Origin of the sequence: Sphingomonas lenta, from assembly GCF_002288825.1 — a bacterium.
In the GTDB taxonomy this organism is placed as follows: domain Bacteria; phylum Pseudomonadota; class Alphaproteobacteria; order Sphingomonadales; family Sphingomonadaceae; genus Sphingomonas; species Sphingomonas lenta.
On sequence record NZ_NSLI01000004.1, the window covers coordinates 635,279 to 651,737 of the forward strand.

General features: G+C 67.9%; 29 protein-coding genes. 26 read left to right on the top strand and 3 right to left on the bottom strand.

Going from position 1 to position 16,459, the window contains the following annotated elements:
- Positions 1-227: 227 nt before the first annotated feature.
- The 19 genes from rplC to rpmD all read left to right on the top strand — a co-directional run bounded on the left by rplC (position 228) and on the right by rpmD (position 8,938).
- Complete coding sequence (gene rplC / locus CKY28_RS15180; RefSeq protein WP_095999178.1) at positions 228-968, top strand: 50S ribosomal protein L3; 741 nt, start codon at positions 228-230, stop codon at positions 966-968.
- Positions 969-970: 2 nt separating this feature from the next.
- On the top strand, positions 971-1,585 hold the full coding sequence (rplD, locus tag CKY28_RS15185) for a 50S ribosomal protein L4 (protein WP_095999179.1): 615 nt from the start codon (positions 971-973) through the stop codon (positions 1,583-1,585).
- On the top strand, positions 1,578-1,892 hold the full coding sequence (locus tag CKY28_RS15190) for a 50S ribosomal protein L23 (RefSeq protein ID WP_095999180.1): 315 nt from the start codon (positions 1,578-1,580) through the stop codon (positions 1,890-1,892). The genes rplD and CKY28_RS15190 overlap by 8 nt, the downstream gene beginning before the upstream one ends.
- A gap of 4 nt (positions 1,893-1,896) precedes the next feature.
- Complete coding sequence (gene rplB, locus CKY28_RS15195) at positions 1,897-2,733, top strand: 50S ribosomal protein L2 (protein WP_095999181.1); 837 nt, start codon at positions 1,897-1,899, stop codon at positions 2,731-2,733.
- 3 nt (positions 2,734-2,736) lie between these two features.
- On the top strand, positions 2,737-3,012 hold the full coding sequence (rpsS, locus tag CKY28_RS15200) for a 30S ribosomal protein S19 (RefSeq protein WP_095999182.1): 276 nt from the start codon (positions 2,737-2,739) through the stop codon (positions 3,010-3,012).
- Positions 3,012-3,389, top strand: a complete 378-nt coding sequence (rplV, locus tag CKY28_RS15205; RefSeq protein WP_095999183.1) for a 50S ribosomal protein L22 — start codon at positions 3,012-3,014, stop codon at positions 3,387-3,389. The genes rpsS and rplV overlap by 1 nt, the downstream gene beginning before the upstream one ends.
- A complete protein-coding gene (gene rpsC / locus CKY28_RS15210; RefSeq protein WP_095999184.1) occupies positions 3,389-4,102 on the top strand; it encodes a 30S ribosomal protein S3 in 714 nt (237 codons plus the stop codon). Before rplV ends, rpsC begins: the two co-directional genes overlap by 1 nt.
- Positions 4,103-4,114: 12 nt before the next feature.
- The gene (gene rplP, locus CKY28_RS15215) at positions 4,115-4,549 is read left to right on the top strand and encodes a 50S ribosomal protein L16 (protein WP_095999185.1); all 435 of its coding nucleotides are present in this window, start codon (positions 4,115-4,117) and stop codon (positions 4,547-4,549) included.
- Complete coding sequence (rpmC, locus tag CKY28_RS15220) at positions 4,549-4,752, top strand: 50S ribosomal protein L29 (RefSeq protein ID WP_095999186.1); 204 nt, start codon at positions 4,549-4,551, stop codon at positions 4,750-4,752. The genes rplP and rpmC overlap by 1 nt, the downstream gene beginning before the upstream one ends.
- Before the next feature lie 11 nt (positions 4,753-4,763).
- The gene (rpsQ, locus tag CKY28_RS15225) at positions 4,764-5,036 is read left to right on the top strand and encodes a 30S ribosomal protein S17 (RefSeq protein ID WP_095999187.1); all 273 of its coding nucleotides are present in this window, start codon (positions 4,764-4,766) and stop codon (positions 5,034-5,036) included.
- A 90-nt stretch (positions 5,037-5,126) separates the two neighbouring features.
- Entirely contained in the window at positions 5,127-5,495 is a 369-nt protein-coding gene (gene rplN, locus CKY28_RS15230; protein ID WP_095999188.1) for a 50S ribosomal protein L14, read from the top strand.
- Entirely contained in the window at positions 5,495-5,812 is a 318-nt protein-coding gene (gene rplX, locus CKY28_RS15235; protein WP_095999189.1) for a 50S ribosomal protein L24, read from the top strand. Before rplN ends, rplX begins: the two co-directional genes overlap by 1 nt.
- Positions 5,805-6,395, top strand: a complete 591-nt coding sequence (gene rplE, locus CKY28_RS15240; RefSeq protein WP_095999190.1) for a 50S ribosomal protein L5 — start codon at positions 5,805-5,807, stop codon at positions 6,393-6,395. Before rplX ends, rplE begins: the two co-directional genes overlap by 8 nt.
- Before the next feature lie 26 nt (positions 6,396-6,421).
- Positions 6,422-6,727: a 30S ribosomal protein S14 gene (gene rpsN / locus CKY28_RS15245; protein WP_095999191.1), complete on the top strand. Its 306-nt coding sequence runs from the start codon at positions 6,422-6,424 to the stop codon at positions 6,725-6,727.
- Between the two features lie 12 nt (positions 6,728-6,739).
- On the top strand, positions 6,740-7,135 hold the full coding sequence (gene rpsH / locus CKY28_RS15250; protein WP_095999192.1) for a 30S ribosomal protein S8: 396 nt from the start codon (positions 6,740-6,742) through the stop codon (positions 7,133-7,135).
- Complete coding sequence (gene rplF / locus CKY28_RS15255; protein ID WP_095999193.1) at positions 7,135-7,668, top strand: 50S ribosomal protein L6; 534 nt, start codon at positions 7,135-7,137, stop codon at positions 7,666-7,668. The genes rpsH and rplF overlap by 1 nt, the downstream gene beginning before the upstream one ends.
- Positions 7,665-8,015, top strand: coding sequence for a 50S ribosomal protein L18 (gene rplR, locus CKY28_RS15260; protein WP_095999194.1), 351 nt, complete (start codon positions 7,665-7,667; stop codon positions 8,013-8,015). The genes rplF and rplR overlap by 4 nt, the downstream gene beginning before the upstream one ends.
- Positions 8,016-8,017: 2 nt before the next feature.
- The gene (gene rpsE, locus CKY28_RS15265; protein ID WP_095999195.1) at positions 8,018-8,752 is read left to right on the top strand and encodes a 30S ribosomal protein S5; all 735 of its coding nucleotides are present in this window, start codon (positions 8,018-8,020) and stop codon (positions 8,750-8,752) included.
- A gap of 6 nt (positions 8,753-8,758) precedes the next feature.
- On the top strand, positions 8,759-8,938 hold the full coding sequence (gene rpmD / locus CKY28_RS15270; RefSeq protein ID WP_095999196.1) for a 50S ribosomal protein L30: 180 nt from the start codon (positions 8,759-8,761) through the stop codon (positions 8,936-8,938).
- A 145-nt stretch (positions 8,939-9,083) separates the two neighbouring features.
- On the opposite strand, the gene CKY28_RS15275 is transcribed toward rpmD, so the two are convergent.
- Together CKY28_RS15275 and CKY28_RS15280 are read right to left on the bottom strand one after the other, a co-directional pair.
- Positions 9,084-9,611: a nuclear transport factor 2 family protein gene (locus tag CKY28_RS15275; protein WP_095999197.1), complete on the bottom strand. Its 528-nt coding sequence runs from the start codon at positions 9,609-9,611 to the stop codon at positions 9,084-9,086.
- A gap of 191 nt (positions 9,612-9,802) precedes the next feature.
- Complete coding sequence (locus CKY28_RS15280) at positions 9,803-10,336, bottom strand: hypothetical protein (RefSeq protein WP_176473118.1); 534 nt, start codon at positions 10,334-10,336, stop codon at positions 9,803-9,805.
- Positions 10,337-10,512: 176 nt separating this feature from the next.
- Here CKY28_RS15280 and rplO point away from each other — a divergent pair, with 176 nt between their 5' ends.
- From rplO to CKY28_RS15315, 7 genes are all read left to right on the top strand, one after another.
- On the top strand, positions 10,513-11,046 hold the full coding sequence (rplO, locus tag CKY28_RS15285) for a 50S ribosomal protein L15 (protein WP_095999198.1): 534 nt from the start codon (positions 10,513-10,515) through the stop codon (positions 11,044-11,046).
- 180 nt (positions 11,047-11,226) lie between these two features.
- Entirely contained in the window at positions 11,227-12,591 is a 1,365-nt protein-coding gene (gene secY, locus CKY28_RS15290) for a preprotein translocase subunit SecY (RefSeq protein ID WP_095999199.1), read from the top strand.
- 27 nt (positions 12,592-12,618) lie between these two features.
- A complete protein-coding gene (locus CKY28_RS15295; RefSeq protein WP_095999200.1) occupies positions 12,619-13,272 on the top strand; it encodes an adenylate kinase in 654 nt (217 codons plus the stop codon).
- A 20-nt stretch (positions 13,273-13,292) separates the two neighbouring features.
- Positions 13,293-13,808, top strand: coding sequence for an SRPBCC family protein (locus tag CKY28_RS15300; protein ID WP_095999201.1), 516 nt, complete (start codon positions 13,293-13,295; stop codon positions 13,806-13,808).
- 202 nt (positions 13,809-14,010) lie between these two features.
- On the top strand, positions 14,011-14,379 hold the full coding sequence (rpsM, locus tag CKY28_RS15305; RefSeq protein ID WP_095999202.1) for a 30S ribosomal protein S13: 369 nt from the start codon (positions 14,011-14,013) through the stop codon (positions 14,377-14,379).
- Positions 14,380-14,394: 15 nt separating this feature from the next.
- Positions 14,395-14,784, top strand: coding sequence for a 30S ribosomal protein S11 (rpsK, locus tag CKY28_RS15310; RefSeq protein ID WP_066486290.1), 390 nt, complete (start codon positions 14,395-14,397; stop codon positions 14,782-14,784).
- 103 nt (positions 14,785-14,887) lie between these two features.
- A complete protein-coding gene (locus CKY28_RS15315; protein ID WP_095999203.1) occupies positions 14,888-15,967 on the top strand; it encodes a DNA-directed RNA polymerase subunit alpha in 1,080 nt (359 codons plus the stop codon).
- Between the two features lie 377 nt (positions 15,968-16,344).
- Here CKY28_RS15315 and CKY28_RS15320 read toward each other — a convergent pair.
- The coding region (locus tag CKY28_RS15320) for an integrase core domain-containing protein (RefSeq protein WP_141243959.1) at positions 16,345-16,459 on the bottom strand (115 nt) is incomplete at its 5' end.

Genomic DNA, 16,459 nt, shown 5'->3' on the forward strand with positions numbered 1-16,459 from the left:
CTATGTCAACGGGCTGGCGTAAGGGCCGCGCTCCCGCAGTCGACCCAGTCCTGCGGGGGTAAAGACATTGAGATACCGCCGGTCTTTCGAGGCCGGGACAGCGTCTCCCGTCTAGTTCTAGCTTCGGCAAAGGACGACCAGCCCGGGACGGGGGCTCGCTTCGCACATCCGGGCTGACACGCACTTTCAGGATAGGCCTGGACGTGCCTCTGTGAGGAGCACTGATCATGCGTACCGGCGTGATCGCGAAGAAGTTGGGCATGACCCGCCTGTTCCAGGACGACGGCCGCCACGTGCCCGTCACCGTCCTGGCGCTCGAAGGCCTGCAGGTCGTCGCCCGTCGCGAGACTGATCGTGACGGCTACACCGCCGTCCAGCTCGGCGCAGGCAGCGCCAAGGCCAAGAACGTCGCCAAGCCGCAGCGCGGCGCCTTCGGCAAGGCCGAGGTCGAGCCCAAGGCGATCCTGGCCGAGTTCCGGGTGAACGAGGACGGCCTGCTGGACGTGGGCGCCGAGATCTCGGCCGACCATTTCGTCGCGGGCCAGCTCGTCGATATCCAGGGCCGCACCCAGGGTAAGGGCTTCGCGGGCGCCATGAAGCGCTGGGGCTTCGGCGGTCTGCGCGCCACGCACGGCGTGTCGGTCAGCCACCGTAGCCACGGCTCGACGGGTAACCGCCAGGACCCGGGCCGCGTCTTCAAGAACAAGAAGATGGCCGGCCACATGGGCGACAAGAACCGCACGCAGCAGAACCTCGAGGTCGTCTCCACGGACGCCGAGCGCGGCCTGATCTTCGTCAAGGGCTCGGTGCCCGGATCGAAGGGCGGCTGGCTGCTCGTCAAGGACGCCGTCAAGGTGAAGCGCCCCGACGCCGCTCCGTACCCCGCCGGCCTGCGCGCCGCGAACAACAACATCGCCGACGCGACCCCCGCGGTCGAGACGCCGGCCGCTGACGGCCAGGAGGGCTGAACGTGCAAGTAAAGGTACAGTCCTTCGCCGGCGCTGACGCCGCGGAGATCGAGCTCAACGACGAGGTCTTCGGCCTCGAGCCGCGCGCCGACATCCTGCACCGCGTCGTGACCTGGCAGCTCGAGAAGCGCCGCGCCACCGCGCGCGGCACCCGCGAGCGTTCGGACGTGGCGCGCACCGGCAAGAAGTTCGGTCGTCAGAAGGGCGGCGGCACGGCGCGTCACGGCGACCGCAAGGCCCCGATCTTCATCGGCGGCGGCAAGGCGCACGGCGCCCGCGTCCGCGACTTCAACCCGTCGCTCAACAAGAAGGTCCGCCAGCTCGGCCTCAAGATGGCGCTCAGCAGCCATGCCAAGGCGGGCTCGCTGATCGTGCTGGATAGCTTCCAGGTCGCCAAGACCAAGGAGCTGAAGGGCCATTTCGAGACGCTGAACACCGGCAAGCGCACGCTGGTCATCGACGGCGAGGCGGGCGAGGGCTTCCGCGCCGGCCGCAACCTGCCGGGCGTGGACCTGCTGCCGGCGGTGGGCGCCAACGTGTACGACATCATCAAGGCCGACACGCTGGTGCTGACCCGCGCGGCCGTCGAGAAGCTGGAGGCCCGCTTCAATGGCTAAGCAGCAGCAGGGCGCGGTGGACAACCGCCACTACGACGTGATCGTCGCCCCGCACATTACCGAGAAGACGACCCTGCTCTCCGAGCAGAACGCGGTCGTGTTCAAGGTGGCGAAGGACGCGACCAAGCCGCAGATCAAGGCTGCGGTCGAGGCGCTATTTAACGTCAAGGTCACGGGCGTGAACACGATCGTCCAGAAGGGCAAGACCAAGAAGTGGAAGGGCGCTCCTTATCAGCGCTCCGACATGAAAAAGGCGATCGTGACGCTCGGCGACGGGCAGTCGATCGACGTGACGACGGGGATCTGAGGCGATGGCGCTCAAGAACTACAATCCGACGAGCCCGGGCCAGCGCGGCCTGATCCTCGTCGACCGCTCGACGCTCTGGAAGGGATCGCCCGTCAAGGCGCTGACCGAGGGCAAGCGCAAGACGGGCGGCCGCAACAACAAGGGCCATGTGACCAGCCGCGGCATCGCGGGCGGCCACAAGCAGCGCTACCGCTATGTCGACTTCGTCCGGCGCAAGTGGGATGTCGAGGGCACGGTGGAGCGGATCGAATATGATCCCAACCGCACCGCGTTTATCGCGCTGGTCCGCTACGCCGACGACGAGCTGTCCTACATCCTGGCGCCGCAGCGCCTGGGCGTGGGCGACAAGATCGTCGCCGGCCGCGTGACGGACGTGAAGCCCGGCAACGCGATGCTGATCGGCCAAGTGCCGGTGGGCACCATCGTGCACAATGTCGAGATGAAGCCTAACAAGGGCGGCCAGATCGCGCGTTCGGCGGGCACCTATGTGCAGGTCGTGGGCCGCGACCGCGGCATGGTGATCGTCCGGCTGAAGTCGGGCGAGCAGCGCTACATCAACGGCGAGTGCATGGCGACCGTCGGCGCGGTGTCCAACCCGGACAACCAGAACCAGAACCTGGGCAAGGCCGGCCGCAACCGCTGGCTGGGCAAGCGTCCGCTGACCCGCGGCGTCGCCAAGAACCCGGTCGACCACCCGCACGGCGGCGGCGAAGGCCGAACCTCGGGCGGCCGTCACCCGGTCACCCCCTGGGGCAAGCCGACCAAGGGTGCGCGCACCCGCCACAACAAGGCGACGGACAAGATGATCATCCGTTCGCGCCACGCGAAGAAGAAGGGCTGATAGATGCCTCGCTCCGTATGGAAGGGTCCGTTCGTGGACCTGCATCTGCTGAAGAAGGCCGAGACGGCCCAGGACACCAACGCGCGCGCGCCGATCAAGACCTGGTCGCGCCGCTCGACGATCCTGCCGCAGTTCGTGGGCCTCACCTTCAACGTCTACAACGGCCGCAAGTTCGTGCCGGTGTCGGTGAACGAGGACATGGTCGGCATGAAGCTGGGTGAGTTCGCGCCGACGCGCTACTTCCCCGGCCACGCCGCGGACAAGAAGGGCAAGCGCTGATGAGCAAGCCTGCATCTCCCCGCAAGGTCGGCGACAAGGAAGCGCTGTCGGTCGGCACGCAGATCCGCGGCTCGGCGCAGAAGCTGAACCTCGTCGCTGGCCTCATCCGCGGCCGCAAGGCCGGCGAAGCGATGAACATCCTGGCCTTCTCGAAGAAGGCCATGGCCGTGGACGCGCGCAAGGTGCTCGCCTCCGCGATCGCCAACGCCGAGAACAACCACAATCTTGACGTCGACGCGCTGGTCGTCGCCGAAGCGAGCGTGGGCAAGTCGATCACCATGAAGCGGTTCGCCACGCGCGGCCGCGGCAAGTCCACCCGCATCCTGAAGCCGTTCTCGCGTCTTCGGATCGTCGTGCGCGAGCAGGAAGAAGCCTAATGGGTCAGAAGAGCAACCCGATCGGTCTGCGCCTGCAGATCAACCGCACCTGGGACAGCCGCTGGTTCGCGGAAGGCCATGATTACGGCCGTCTGCTGCTGGAGGATCTCAAGATCCGCCGCTACATCATGGACACGCTGAAGCAGGCCGCGATCTCCAAGGTCGTGATCGAGCGTCCGGCCAAGCTGTGCCGCATCTCCATCTATGCCGCGCGCCCAGGCGTGATCATCGGCAAGAAGGGCGCGGACATCGAGAAGCTGCGCAAGAAGCTGGGCTCGATGACGGCGTCCGACGTGTCGCTGAACATCGTCGAGATCCGCAAGCCGGAGGTCGATTCCAAGCTCGTGGCGCAGGGCGTCGCCGACCAGCTGGAGCGCCGCATCGCGTTCCGCCGCGCCATGAAGCGCGCGGTGCAGTCGGCGCTGCGGCTCGGCGCCGAAGGCATCCGCATCACCTGCGGCGGCCGCCTGGGCGGCGCGGAGATCGCGCGCACCGAGTGGTACCGCGAGGGCCGCGTGCCGCTGCACACGCTGCGCGCGAACGTCGACTACGCCGAGGCCGAGGCCCACACCGCTTATGGCGTGTGCGGCGTTAAGGTCTGGATCTTCAAGGGTGAGATCCTGGGCCACGACCCGACGGCGACCGACCGGCTCATGATGGAGGCTCAGACCTCCGGCGTGCGCCCGGCGCGCGACGACGACCGCCGGCGCTGAGGATAGAAGAACATGCTGCAACCGAAGCGCACCAAGTTCCGCAAGGCGTTCAAGGGCCGCATCCACGGCGACGCCAAGGGCGGCACCAGCCTCAACTTCGGGTCCTATGGCCTGAAGGCGATGGAGCCGGACCGCATCACCGCGCGCCAGATCGAGGCGGCCCGCCGTGCGATCACGCGTCACATAAAGCGCCAGGGGCGTCTGTGGATCCGCGTGTTCCCGGACGTGCCGGTGTCGTCGAAGCCCGCCGAGGTCCGCATGGGCTCGGGCAAGGGCTCGCCTGAGTTCTGGGCGGCGCGCGTCAAGCCGGGCCGCATCCTGTTCGAGCTCGACGGCGTCGAGGGCCGGCTGGCTGCCGAGGCGTTCGAGCGCGCGGCGATGAAGCTGCCGATCAAGACGAAGGTCGTCGCCCGCCTGGGCGACACCAGCCACCTGGGAGGCGAGTAATGGCTCGTATCGATGACCTGCGCCAGTCGTCCGACGACCAGCTGACCGAGCAGCTCGGCCAGCTCAAGCGCGAGCAGTTCAACCTGCGCTTCCAGGCGGCGACGAGCCAGCTCGAGAAGCCCAGCCGCGTCCGCGAGGTCCGTCGCGACATCGCGCGCATCAAGACCCTGCAAGCGCAGCGCGCTTCGCAGAACAGCAAGTAAGGACGGGACACATGCCGAAGCGCGTGCTGACCGGGGTGATCGTCTCGGACAAGACCGACAAGACGGTCGTGGTGAACGTGGAGCGCAAGGTGAAGCACCCGCTCTACGGTAAGATCATCCGCCGGTCGAAGAAGTACCACGCCCATGACGAGGCGAATGAGTTCAAGGCGGGCGAGACGGTGCGGATCGAGGAGACCGCCCCCATTTCGAAGCTGAAGACCTGGCGCGTCATCGACCGCGTCGGCGCGCAGGCCGCGCCGGAGCGGGTGGATGTGGACGCCTAAACACCGCGCCTCTGCGGTCGCGGGGGCGGGACAGAGTAGCAGTCGGGGCTGGGTCGGTATCCACCCCAAGGTAGAAGGAACTGGTTCGATATGATCCAGATGCAGTCCAATCTGGACGTCGCCGACAATAGCGGCGCCAAGCGGGTGCAGTGCATCAAGGTGCTGGGCGGCTCCAAGCGCCGCACGGCAGGCGTGGGCGACATCATCGTCGTCTCCATCAAGGAAGCGCAGCCCCGCGGCCGCGTGAAGAAGGGCGACGTGCACCGCGCGGTGATCGTGCGCACGGCCAAGGACATCCGCCGCGCCGACGGCACCGTGATCCGCTTCGACTCGAACGCGGCGGTGCTGGTCAACAAGAACGAGGAGCCGATCGGCACCCGCATCTTCGGGCCGGTCGTCCGCGAGCTGCGCGGCAAGGGTCACATGAAGGTGATCAGCCTCGCGCCGGAGGTGCTGTGATGGCCGCCGCGAAGATCAAGAAGGGCGATCAGGTCATCGTCCTGTCGGGCAAGGACAAGGGCAAGACGGGCACCGTCACCCAGTCCATGCCCAAGGAGCAGAAGGTGATCGTCGGCGGCGTCAACGTCGCGACCAAGCACCGCAAGCCGAGCCAGGCGGAGCCGCAGGGCGGTCTGGTCCGCATCGAGGCGCCGCTGCACGTCAGCAAGGTCGCGCACGTGACCGCCGACGGCAAGCCCACCCGCGTCCGCTTCGAGGAGCGCGACGGCAAGAAGGTCCGCGTGGCCGTGAAGACGGGGGACGTGATCAATGGCTAACGGTTATACCCCCCGCCTGAAGGCGATGTACGACGAGCGCATTGCCAAGGCGATGACCGAGAAGTTCGGGTACAAGAACGCGCTCGAGGTTCCGCGCATCGAGAAGATCGTGCTCAACATGGGCGTGGGCGAGGCGACGCAGGACAAGAAGCGCGTCGACCAGGCGGCGTCCGAGATGGAGCTGATCGCGGGCCAGAAGCCGGTGATTACCAAGGCCAAGAAGTCGATCGCCCAGTTCAAGCTGCGCGAGGGCATGCCGATCGGCGTCAAGGTGACGCTGCGTCGCGAGCGCATGTACGAGTTCCTGGACCGCTTCATCACCATCGCGCTGCCGCGCGTGCGCGACTTCCGGGGCCTCAACCCCAAGAGCTTCGACGGCCGGGGCAACTACGCCTGCGGCCTGAAGGAGCAGATCGTATTCCCCGAGATCAACTATGACCGCATCGACAAGGTGCGGGGCATGGACGTGATCGTGACCACGACGGCGAAGACCGACGACGAGGCGCGCGAGCTCCTCCGCCTGTTCGGCTTCCCGTTCCCGCAAGACCAGGGTGCTGCCGAGCCGCAGCGCCAGGCGGCCTGAGCCGCTAAGGAAGAGAGCTTAAGTCCATGGCGAAACTGAGTTCCATCAACAAGAACGAGCGGCGCAAGAAGCTCGTGAAGCAGTATGCGGGCAAGTACGCGAAGCTGAAGGCGATCGCGAACGACCAGTCGGTCGACGAAGGCGAGCGCCTGATCGCGCGGCTCAAGATGGCCGAGCTGCCGCGCAACGCGAACCCGACGCGCATCCGCAACCGTTGCGAGATCACGGGCCGCCCGCGCGCCTACTACCGCAAGTTCCGCATCGCCCGCGTGATGCTGCGCGATCTGGCCAACAAGGGCCTGATCCCTGGCGTCACCAAGTCGAGCTGGTAAGGACCGTATCACATGGCAGTGACCGATCCCCTGGGTGACCTGCTCACCCGCATCCGCAACGGCCAGCGCGCGCGCAAGGACTCCGTGCTCACGCCCGCGTCTAAGCTGCGCGCCCGCGTGCTCGACGTGCTCCAGCGCGAGGGCTACATCCGCGGCTATTCCGAAGAGCAGATGGGCCCGATCGCGGGCATCCGTATCGAACTCAAGTATTTCGAGGGCCAGCCCGCGATCAAGCACGTGGCGCGCGTCTCGAAGCCGGGCCGCCGCATCTACTCGGGCAGCCAGGAGCTGCCGCGCGTGCGCAACGGTCTGGGCATCACCATCGTATCGACGCCCCGCGGCGTTCTGTCCGACGCCGAGGCGCGCGAGCAGAATGTCGGCGGCGAAGTGCTGGCGGAGGTGTTCTGATGAGCCGCATCGGTAAGAAGGCGGTCCCGATCCCCGCGGGGGTGACGGCCAACATCGCCGGCGGCGAGCTGAGCGTGAAGGGTCCCAAGGGCACCCTGTCGCTGCGGCTGGCCGACGAGATCCGCTACGAGATCGCCGACAACGCGGTCTCGGTGGCGCCGGTCAACGACACCAAGCGCGCGCGCTCCTTCTGGGGCATGCAGCGCACGCTGGTGCAGAACCTGATGACCGGCGTGACGCAGGGTTTCACCAAGAAGCTGCTGATCACCGGCGTCGGCTATCGCGCCGCGGCGCAGGGCCGCACGTTGCGCCTGCAGCTCGGCTACAGCCACGACGTCAACATCGACGTGCCGGAAGGCATCGACGTGAAGACGCCGGACGCCACCACCGTCGAGATCAGCGGCGCCGACAAGCAGCGCGTCGGCCAGCTGGCCGCCGAGATCCGCCGCTGGCGCAAGCCCGAGCCGTACAAGGGCAAGGGCATCAAGTACGACGGCGAGTTCATCTTCCGTAAGGAAGGAAAGAAGAAGTGACCAAGGGTCTTTCCCTTTTTGAGAAGCGGCGTCGCCGCAACCGCACGGCGCTGCGCGCGCGTGCGGGCAATCGCCCGCGCCTGTCGGTGCACCGTTCGGGCAAGCACATCTACGCCCAGGTGATCGACGACGAGCAGGGCCGCACGCTGGCCGCCGCGTCCACGCTGTCGGGCCATGAGGGCGCGACGGCGAACATCGCGGCGGCGACCGAGGTGGGCCGTCGCGTCGCCGAGGCCGCCAAGGCGGCGGGCGTGACCGCGGTCGTGTTCGACCGCGGCGGCTTCCTCTATCACGGGCGCGTCAAGGCGCTGGCGGACGCGGCCCGCGAGGCCGGACTGGAGTTCTGAGAATGGCTGACGAGAACCAGCAGGCCGCTCCGGCGGTCGAGGGCGGCGTGCCCCAGGGCGACGCGCCTCAGAACCAGGGTCGCGGCCCCCGCGGCGGTCGCGGCGGTCCGGGCGGCGGTCGCGGTGGTCCGGGCGGCGGTCGCGGCCGTGATGGTCGCGGTCCGCGTCGCGACGATCGTCGCGGTGGTCAGGACGACGGCGGCGAGGAGCTGATCGAGAAGCTCGTCCACATCAACCGCGTCTCGAAGACGGTGAAGGGCGGCAAGCGCTTCGGCTTCGCGGCGCTGGTCGTGGTGGGCGACGGCAAGGGCCGGGTCGGCTTCGGCCACGGCAAGGCGCGCGAGGTGCCGGAGGCGATCAGCAAGGCGACCGCGTCGGCCAAGAAGAAGATGATCCGCGTACCCTTGCGCGAGGGTCGGACGCTGCATCACGACGGCGCGGGCCATTTCGGCGCCGGCCGCGTGACGCTGCGTGCGGCGCCGCAGGGAACCGGCATCATTGCCGGCGGTCCGATGCGCGCCATCTTCGAGAGCCTGGGCGTGGCCGACGTGGTGACCAAGTCGATCGGCACGTCCAACCCGTACAACATGATCCGTGCGACGTTCGAGGCGCTGGGCGACCAGACGTCCCCGAAGGCGGTGGCGCAGCGTCGCGGCAAGAAGATCGCCGACCTGCTCGGTCGCGGTGGCGCGGACAAGGGCGTCGCCGAGGCGGAAGCCGCGGCGGTGGTGGAGTAAGCAGCGATGGCGACGATCAAGGTCAAGCAGACGGGCTCGCCCATCCGCCGCACCAAGGACCAGCGCGCGACGCTGGTCGGGCTGGGGCTCAACAAGATGCATCGCGTGTCGGAGCTGCAGGACACCCCCGAGGTCCGCGGCATGATCCGCAAGGTGCAGCACATGGTGCAGGTGGTCGAGGAGTAGCCCGCTCGCACCCTAAGCATCTGAGAAAGGCGCGTCCGAGAGGGCGCGCCTTTTCCGTTGAGCGCGGGGCTCCGCCGGTGTAGCTTACCCGGAGGCCGTAAGAGCTTCGCCCGGGACTCCTCCCCCGCATTACCTCGTAACCGGATCAGCAGCCGTTCAGCGCGCGGATCGAGCGGATGAGCGTGCGGCCATCGCGCGACGTGAGGCTCACGACAGCCGCGCCGTCACACCGCGACCTGCCGGCCGAATAGCGGTAGCTCACGCGGTATGTGTCGTCCGCCAACGGCGTGACTGCCGTCAAACGAAGCGGCTCGGGCAGGTCGCCGTAAAAGCGCGAGATCGCCTGTGGGGAGAAGGCCCGGCCACCTCGCTTCTCCGCGACGACCAGGGCTGAAGCCGCGTCGCCATCTCCTCTGCCGAGCGCGTCGTAGAAGGTGCGGACGACCGTTTCGCCGCTGCCGCGCGCAACGGTGGTCGACGATGATTCCCTCGGCTCCGGTCGCGCCTGGGCGGTGCTCGACGGCGGCTCGGCCACGCCTGCTTCCGCCGACGGCGGCGTTGCGACCCGCGGCACCGACGTGTCGTTCCGTCCGGTGGAGGCCAGCGCCGCCACGAGAAGGGCACCGAGCGCGCAGGCCAGGATTACGAGCGCGGCGAGCTGGCTCGCGAGCAACCGCGGGCGTCGCCGGACCGAAACCATCCTGGGACCGCTGTGAGGGGGCGGAACATCTTCATGGCCGGGAGCGGGGTTTGGTCGGCCCGACATGCGGCGAACAAGGATTTCCTTCTCCTGAGGAGCCCAGCCAGTAAAAGCTTCCTGACCCCTACCCGTTCGATCGTGGGGCGGCGATGGCTTGCCTAGCGTCATCGTGAAGCGTCCGATCCTGCTATGAAGGCGGAGGCGAAGCTCGCGTACGGAGCCCTTCCGACTTCCCCAACCGCTTCAACGATCCGCCCGGTTCCGTTATCCATCCCTCTCGGCCAAGTGGACCTGGAAGCCGGCCGGCGACGCGCACCGCTCCGGGTACCCCTCCAGGCGATGCGCGCGGTGGCTCCGACGAACAGCATGAAGCCGATCTGGCTGAGGATGATCGGATGGGCGGCGCGGTTCAGGAACTCGCCTTCCGGAGCATAACGCGCGGTCACGGCGAGGTTGTGGGCGACGTTGGTCGTGATAAGCGCGATCGTGCCCGCGACGCCTGCCCGAGGACGGACGAACAGGAGAGCGGCGACGATCGGGTCGACGACCGTCAGGCCGGACCAGTAGACGGCGCTCGCCCAGCCGACGCCGCCATAGTCCCAGAACAAGCCGTGGCGAAGCAGGATAAAGGCGTGGTTCGCCGTGGCGACCAGCAGGCAGAAGGCCCAGATGCTTCGGACGATGAGGCTGGAACGCATGACGCGCGGATGGTGCGCACGTTTTGACCTCTTTCCAAGGGCGTGCACCTTGTTCGACGACGGGCGTCGTCTCACCCCGTCGGGCGTGGGTCCATCTTTCGGGGTGACAAATGGCGGCCGAGCGACTAACGGCGCCGTCTCCCATCAGCGCGACAAAAGCGAAAGCGAGTGCACACATGAAACTGAACGAACTGCGCGACAACGAGGGCGCGCGTAAGTCGAAGATCCGCGTCGGGCGCGGCATCGGGTCCGGCAAGGGCAAGACCGGCGGGCGCGGCCAGAAAGGCCAGAAGAGCCGCGAGGGCGTGTCCATCGCGGGCTTCGAGGGCGGTCAGATGCCGCTCCACATGCGGCTGCCCAAGCGCGGCTTCAACAACATCTTCGCCAAGGACCATGCCGAGGTGAACCTGGGCGCAATCCAGAAGGCGGTGGACAGCGGCAAGCTGGACGCGAACGCGACCGTCGATCATGCGGCGCTGAAGGCCGCGGGCCTCGCGCGCGGCGGCAAGGACGGCGTGCGCCTGCTGGGCAAGGGCGAGTTCTCGGCCAAGCTGAACTTCGTGGTGGCCGGCGTGTCGGCCTCGGCGCGCCAGGCGGTCGAGGCGGCGGGCGGCTCCGTCGAGGTGCCCACGATCGTGCCGGCGGCGGAGAAGGCCGCGGCCAAGAAGGGCAAGGCGCGCGAGGCGCGTCTGGCGGCTCGGCAGGCGTAACCTCCACCGTTCGTGTCGAGCTTGGTCGAGACACACGGCCGGGCGCTGCGTCTGGATCCGGTTCTCGACTGGGCTCGAACCGAACGGGTGGATTAGACAAGCGCCGGCGCGCGCTTATATGAGCGGCGGGGCGCGTCACAACGCATCCCGCCGTTTCTGTTTCCAGGAATTCGATCAAGCATGGCGACGACAGCCGACCGGATGGCGCAGGGCCTGAACCTCGCCAAGTTCGCACAAGCCACCGACCTCAAAAAGCGCCTGTGGTTCACGATCGGCGCGCTGATCGTCTTCCGCCTGCTCTCCTACGTGCCGCTGCCGGGCATCGATCCGACCGCGCTAGGCCTGCTGTCGCAGCAGACGCAGGGCGGCGTGCTCGATTTCTTTAACACCTTCTCCGGCGGCAGCCTCTCGCGCATGTCGCTGATCGCGCTGGGCGTGATGCCGTACATCACCGCGTCGATCGTGGTGCAGCTCGCGACGTCGCTGTCGCCGACGCTGGCGGCGATCAAGAAGGAGGGCGAGAGCGGGCGCAAGAAGCTGAACCAGTATACGCGTTACGGCACGGTGCTGCTGACGGCGATCCAGGGCTGGTTCATCGCGGTGGGCTTGGAGGCGCTGGCCGCCAACAACGGCGTGCAGGCGGTGATCGAGCCGGGCCTGACGTTCCGCATCGCGGCGGTGATCTCGCTGATCGGCGGCACCATGTTCCTGATGTGGCTGGGCGAGCAGATCACCAGCCGCGGCATCGGCAACGGCGTGTCGCTGATCATTATGGCGGGCATCGTGGCCTCCCTGCCGACGACCCTGGTGCAGCTGCTCGAGAGCGGCCGGTCGGGCGCGCTCGACCCCGTGCGCATCATCGCGATCCTGGCCGTCGTCATCGGCCTGGTGCTGCTCATCTGCTTCATGGAGCGGGCGCAGCGCCGCATCCTGATCCAGTACCCGAAGCGCCAGACGCAGCGCGGCATGCAGGCGGACCGGAGCCACCTGCCGCTCAAGCTCAACACGGCGGGTGTGATCCCGCCGATCTTCGCGTCGTCGCTGCTGCTCATGCCGCTGACCGTCACGCAGTTCGCGGGGCAGGTGCCCGACGATGGCAGCCTGTACGGCAATGTGATGAGCTGGCTAAACCTCAACCTCGCGCACGGCACGCCGCTCTACATGGCGCTCTATGCGCTGGGCATCATCTTCTTCTCGTTCTTCTACACGGCCGTGGTGTTCAACCCGGAGGAGACGGCGGAAAATCTGAAGCGCTATGGCGGGTTCATCCCGGGCATTCGGCCGGGCAAGAACACCGAGACCTACTTCGATTACGTGCTGACCCGCATCACCGTGATCGGCGCGGCGTACCTGACCTTCATCTGCATCGTGCCGGAGTATCTGGTGTCGGCGCTGGCGATCCCGTTCTATCTCGGCGGCACCAGCCTGCTGATCGTCGTCAACGTGACCATGGACACGGTGACGCAGATCCAGTCGCACCTGCTCGCGCATCAATACGGCGACCTGATCAAGAAGGCGAAGCTGAAGGGCGGTCGCCTGCGCTAATCATCACGAACGAAGGGGACCGTTCGCGTGAACATCATCCTGTTGGGCCCGCCGGGTGCGGGAAAGGGGACCCAAGCGGCGCGGCTCGTGGCCGAGCGAGGCATGGTGCAGCTGTCGACGGGCGACATGCTGCGCGCCGCGGTCAAGATGGGCACGCCCGTCGGACTGCAGGCCAAGGCGGTAATGGAGGCGGGTGAGCTCGTGTCCGACGCGATCGTCTCCGCGCTGATCGGCGAGCGGCTCGACCAGGCCGACACGGCGAACGGCGTGATCTTCGACGGCTATCCCCGCACCGCGGCGCAGGCGGACGCGCTCGACCTGCTACTCGCCGAGCGCGGGCGCAAGCTCGACTGGGTCGTCGAGCTGGAGGTGGACGAGGCGGCGCTGACGGAGCGCGTCGTCGGCCGCTACACCTGCGCGCAGTGCGGGACGGGCTATCACGATCGCTTCAAGCAGCCGGCGGTCGAGGGCACCTGCGACGTATGCGGCGCGCACGACTTCAAGCGGCGTCCTGACGACAATGCGGAGACGGTAAGCACGCGCATGGCGGAGTACCGCGCCAAGACCGCGCCTATCCTGCCACACTACGAGGCGCGGGGGCTGGTGCGGCGCGTCGACGGAATGGCCGACATGGGCGAGGTCGGCCGCGCGATCGCGGGCGTGCTGGACGGCGCGCGATAGGACCGGCACTCTCGCCGGCGATGCGATACCTTTTACTGCCAGCCGCGCTCGCGCTTCACCTATCTTCGGTCGAGGCGAAGGTCGTCTCGGCGGCCTCGTCCGGGTTTGAGGTCGCGAGCGAAGCCGTCGTGCAGGCTAGTCCCGAGCGGGTGTGGGCCGCGCTGGCGGTGCCCGCGACGTGGTGGAACCCGGCGCATAGCTGGTCAGGCGACGCCGCCAACCTCTCGCTCGATCTCAAGTCCGGCGGCTGCTTCTGCGAGCGCTGGGCCGGCGGTGCGGCGGAGCATATGCGCGTCACCTACGTCCAGCACGCCAAGACGCTGCGCATGGCCGGCGCGCTCGGGCCGCTGCAGGCGCACGGGGTGGCGGGGGCTATGACGATCACGCTCGAGCCGGCTGCGACCGGCACCAGACTGACCCTGCGTTACGTCGTGGGCGGCAGTTTCCCGGGCGGGCTCGACCGTGTCGCGCCTGCGGTGGACGGGGTGCTCGCGGAGCAGGTCGGTTGCTTGAAGGCGACCGCCGAGAAGCGGTAAGCTAGCGCACGCCCGACTAGCGTTTTGGTTCCTGCTCGGCTGTTGACAGGCGAAACGCGCGCGCTTAGGTGCCCTCCACTCCGACCAGCCCGGTTCACGGCGGCGCTTGCGCGCGCTCGCCGCAATCGTGCGTTCGGGGCCAACGCGACGAGATAGGGTCCGCACCGCCATGCCGGCCCTGTGGAGCTAGGAGAAAAAGGTCATGGCACGTATCGCGGGGGTCAACATCCCCACCAACAAGCGCGTCGTCATCGCGCTTCAATATATTCACGGGATCGGCGCGGCGAAGGCCGAGGAGATCACGGGCAAGCTGGGCATCCAGCCCGAGCGCCGCGTGCAGGACCTGACGGACCAGGAGGTCCTGCAGATCCGCGAGACGATCGACGCCGGCTACACGGTCGAGGGCGACCTGCGCCGCGAAACCGCCATGAACATCAAGCGCCTGATGGACCTGGCCTGCTACCGCGGCCTGCGCCACCGCAAGGGCCTGCCGGTCCGCGGCCAGCGCACGCACACCAACGCGCGCACCCGCAAGGGCAAGGCCAAGCCGATCGCGGGCAAGAAGAAGTAAGGCGGAGCAGACACCATGGCACAAGCACCCCAGCGCCTCCGCCGCCGCGAGCGGAAAAATATCACGGCGGGCGTCGCGCACGTGAACGCGTCGTTCAACAACACCATGATCACCATCACCGACGCGCAGGGCAACGCGATCTCCTGGTCGTCGGCCGGCATGATGGGCTTCAAGGGCTCGCGTAAGTCCACGCCGTACGCCGCCCAGGTCGCGGCCGAGGACGCGGGCAAGAAGGCCGCCGAGCACGGCGTCCGCACGCTCGAGGTCGAGGTCAAGGGCCCGGGCTCCGGCCGCGAGTCGGCGCTGCGCGCGCTCCAGGCGGTGGGCTTCCAGATCACGTCCATCCGCGACGTGACCTCCATCCCGCACAACGGTGTGCGCCCGTCCAAGCGGCGGCGCGTCTAATCACCTCCTTCGCCCGCAGCGTCAGTTCACACCCACGCCGCGGGCCCGTTTTCATGGCCGGCGGCGTGTTCGTGTCCGTCGGTTACAAGCTCAGGGGAAGCAAGTGGCTGTCAACGCGAAGAACTGGCAGGAACTCAAGAAGCCCAACGCGCTGGAGAAGCGCGGCGGGGGCGACGGCAAGCGCCGGGCGACCTTCGTGGCGGAGCCGCTGGAGCGCGGCTTCGGCCTGACGCTGGGCAACGCGCTCCGGCGCGTGCTCCTGTCGAGCCTGCAGGGCGCGGCGGTGACCTCCATCCGCATCGAGAACGTGCTTCACGAGTTCTCCAGCCTCGCCGGCGTGCGCGAGGACGTGACGGACATCGTCCTCAACGTGAAGCAGATCGCGCTCAAGATGCAGGGCGAGGGGCCGAAGCGCCTCCAGCTGTCCGCGACCGGCCCGGCCGAGGTCCGCGCGGGCGACATCGCGGTGTCGGGCGACATCGAGGTGATGAACCCCGAGCTGGTGCTCTGCCACCTGGACGAGGGCGCCACGCTCAACATGGAGCTCACGGCGGACACGGGGAAGGGCTACGTCCCCGCCACCGCGAACCGCCCCGCGGACGCGCCGATCGGCCTGATCCCGGTGGACGCGCTCTACTCGCCGGTGCGGCAGGTGTCGTACAAGGTCGACCCGACCCGCGTGGGCCAGGACCTCGACTATGACAAGCTGACGCTGACGGTGGAGACCGACGGCACGGTCACGCCGGAGGACGCGGTGGGCTATGCGGGGCGCATCCTGCAGGACCAGCTGGCGCTGTTCGTGCAGTTCGACGACGGGCAGGTGGTCCGCTCCGCGGCGCCGTCGTCGGTGGGCGCGATGACGCCCGCGGCGGTGTCGGACGGCGCGGGCGCGGGCGACACGCAGCAGATCAACCGTTACCTGCTCAAGAAGGTGGACGAGCTGGAGCTGTCGGTGCGCTCGGCGAACTGCCTGAAGAACGACAACATCATCTATATCGGCGACCTGGTGCAGAAGACCGAGGCCGAGATGCTGCGCACGCCGAACTTCGGCCGCAAGTCGTTGAACGAGATCAAGGAGGTGCTGTCGTCGATGGGCCTGCGGCTGGGGATGGAGATCCCGGGCTGGCCGCCGGAGAACATCGAGGAGATGGCCAAGAAGCTGGAACAGGAGATCATGGGCTGAAGCGCGCACGCGGCTAGCGCGAGCTAGCCGCGAGACGCGCGAAGCCTGGCCGGCGGGTCGGCCTGCCGAACCCGTCCGACGACGCGGCTCCGCCGCGTCGGGCCCCTCCGTCCGGCTACGCCGGGTACCTCCCCGAGACGAGCTCGGGGAGGATCAGAAGAGCCCGCGGCGACACGCCGCGGGCTTTTTCGTTCGTTCCGCCCGTGAACGGCTATCGCGTCAGCGCGCGCCGCACGGCGCGGCTTCGCCGCGACGCTCGGTCGGCGGCCGCGAGCCGGCATTCGGAGTTCCGTCCCGACCCTCGGTGGGGTTGCCGCGTCCATCGCTTAACCGGCGCGTCGATTTTCGGCCATGCTGGCGCTAAGTGTTGTTGCCCCCTAAAGGCCTGACGGGGTCTCGCGGGTTTGGGTGATGTACTCGCGGGGTGATCTGTAGCCCAGCGCCCTGTGCGGGTGGACGTCGTTGTAGTGGGCGAACCAGCGGGGAAGCTGG

Excerpts from the sequence above, each read along its gene's own strand:
- rplC (WP_095999178.1), top strand. The coding sequence starts at position 228 with ATGCGTACCGGCGTGATCGCGAAGAAGTTGGGCATGACCCGCCTGTTC.
- CKY28_RS15190 (WP_095999180.1), top strand. The coding sequence starts at position 1,578 with ATGGCTAAGCAGCAGCAGGGCGCGGTGGACAACCGCCACTACGACGTG.
- rplB (WP_095999181.1), top strand. The coding sequence starts at position 1,897 with ATGGCGCTCAAGAACTACAATCCGACGAGCCCGGGCCAGCGCGGCCTG.
- rpsS (WP_095999182.1), top strand. The coding sequence starts at position 2,737 with ATGCCTCGCTCCGTATGGAAGGGTCCGTTCGTGGACCTGCATCTGCTG.
- rplV (WP_095999183.1), top strand. The coding sequence starts at position 3,012 with ATGAGCAAGCCTGCATCTCCCCGCAAGGTCGGCGACAAGGAAGCGCTG.
- rpsC (WP_095999184.1), top strand. The coding sequence starts at position 3,389 with ATGGGTCAGAAGAGCAACCCGATCGGTCTGCGCCTGCAGATCAACCGC.
- rplP (WP_095999185.1), top strand. The coding sequence starts at position 4,115 with ATGCTGCAACCGAAGCGCACCAAGTTCCGCAAGGCGTTCAAGGGCCGC.
- rpmC (WP_095999186.1), top strand. The coding sequence starts at position 4,549 with ATGGCTCGTATCGATGACCTGCGCCAGTCGTCCGACGACCAGCTGACC.
- rpsQ (WP_095999187.1), top strand. The coding sequence starts at position 4,764 with ATGCCGAAGCGCGTGCTGACCGGGGTGATCGTCTCGGACAAGACCGAC.
- rplN (WP_095999188.1), top strand. The coding sequence starts at position 5,127 with ATGATCCAGATGCAGTCCAATCTGGACGTCGCCGACAATAGCGGCGCC.
- rplX (WP_095999189.1), top strand. The coding sequence starts at position 5,495 with ATGGCCGCCGCGAAGATCAAGAAGGGCGATCAGGTCATCGTCCTGTCG.
- rplE (WP_095999190.1), top strand. The coding sequence starts at position 5,805 with ATGGCTAACGGTTATACCCCCCGCCTGAAGGCGATGTACGACGAGCGC.
- rpsN (WP_095999191.1), top strand. The coding sequence starts at position 6,422 with ATGGCGAAACTGAGTTCCATCAACAAGAACGAGCGGCGCAAGAAGCTC.
- rpsH (WP_095999192.1), top strand. The coding sequence starts at position 6,740 with ATGGCAGTGACCGATCCCCTGGGTGACCTGCTCACCCGCATCCGCAAC.
- rplF (WP_095999193.1), top strand. The coding sequence starts at position 7,135 with ATGAGCCGCATCGGTAAGAAGGCGGTCCCGATCCCCGCGGGGGTGACG.
- rpsE (WP_095999195.1), top strand. The coding sequence starts at position 8,018 with ATGGCTGACGAGAACCAGCAGGCCGCTCCGGCGGTCGAGGGCGGCGTG.
- rpmD (WP_095999196.1), top strand. The coding sequence starts at position 8,759 with ATGGCGACGATCAAGGTCAAGCAGACGGGCTCGCCCATCCGCCGCACC.
- CKY28_RS15280 (WP_176473118.1), bottom strand. The coding sequence starts at position 10,336 with ATGCGTTCCAGCCTCATCGTCCGAAGCATCTGGGCCTTCTGCCTGCTG.
- rplO (WP_095999198.1), top strand. The coding sequence starts at position 10,513 with ATGAAACTGAACGAACTGCGCGACAACGAGGGCGCGCGTAAGTCGAAG.
- secY (WP_095999199.1), top strand. The coding sequence starts at position 11,227 with ATGGCGACGACAGCCGACCGGATGGCGCAGGGCCTGAACCTCGCCAAG.
- CKY28_RS15300 (WP_095999201.1), top strand. The coding sequence starts at position 13,293 with ATGCGATACCTTTTACTGCCAGCCGCGCTCGCGCTTCACCTATCTTCG.
- rpsM (WP_095999202.1), top strand. The coding sequence starts at position 14,011 with ATGGCACGTATCGCGGGGGTCAACATCCCCACCAACAAGCGCGTCGTC.
- rpsK (WP_066486290.1), top strand. The coding sequence starts at position 14,395 with ATGGCACAAGCACCCCAGCGCCTCCGCCGCCGCGAGCGGAAAAATATC.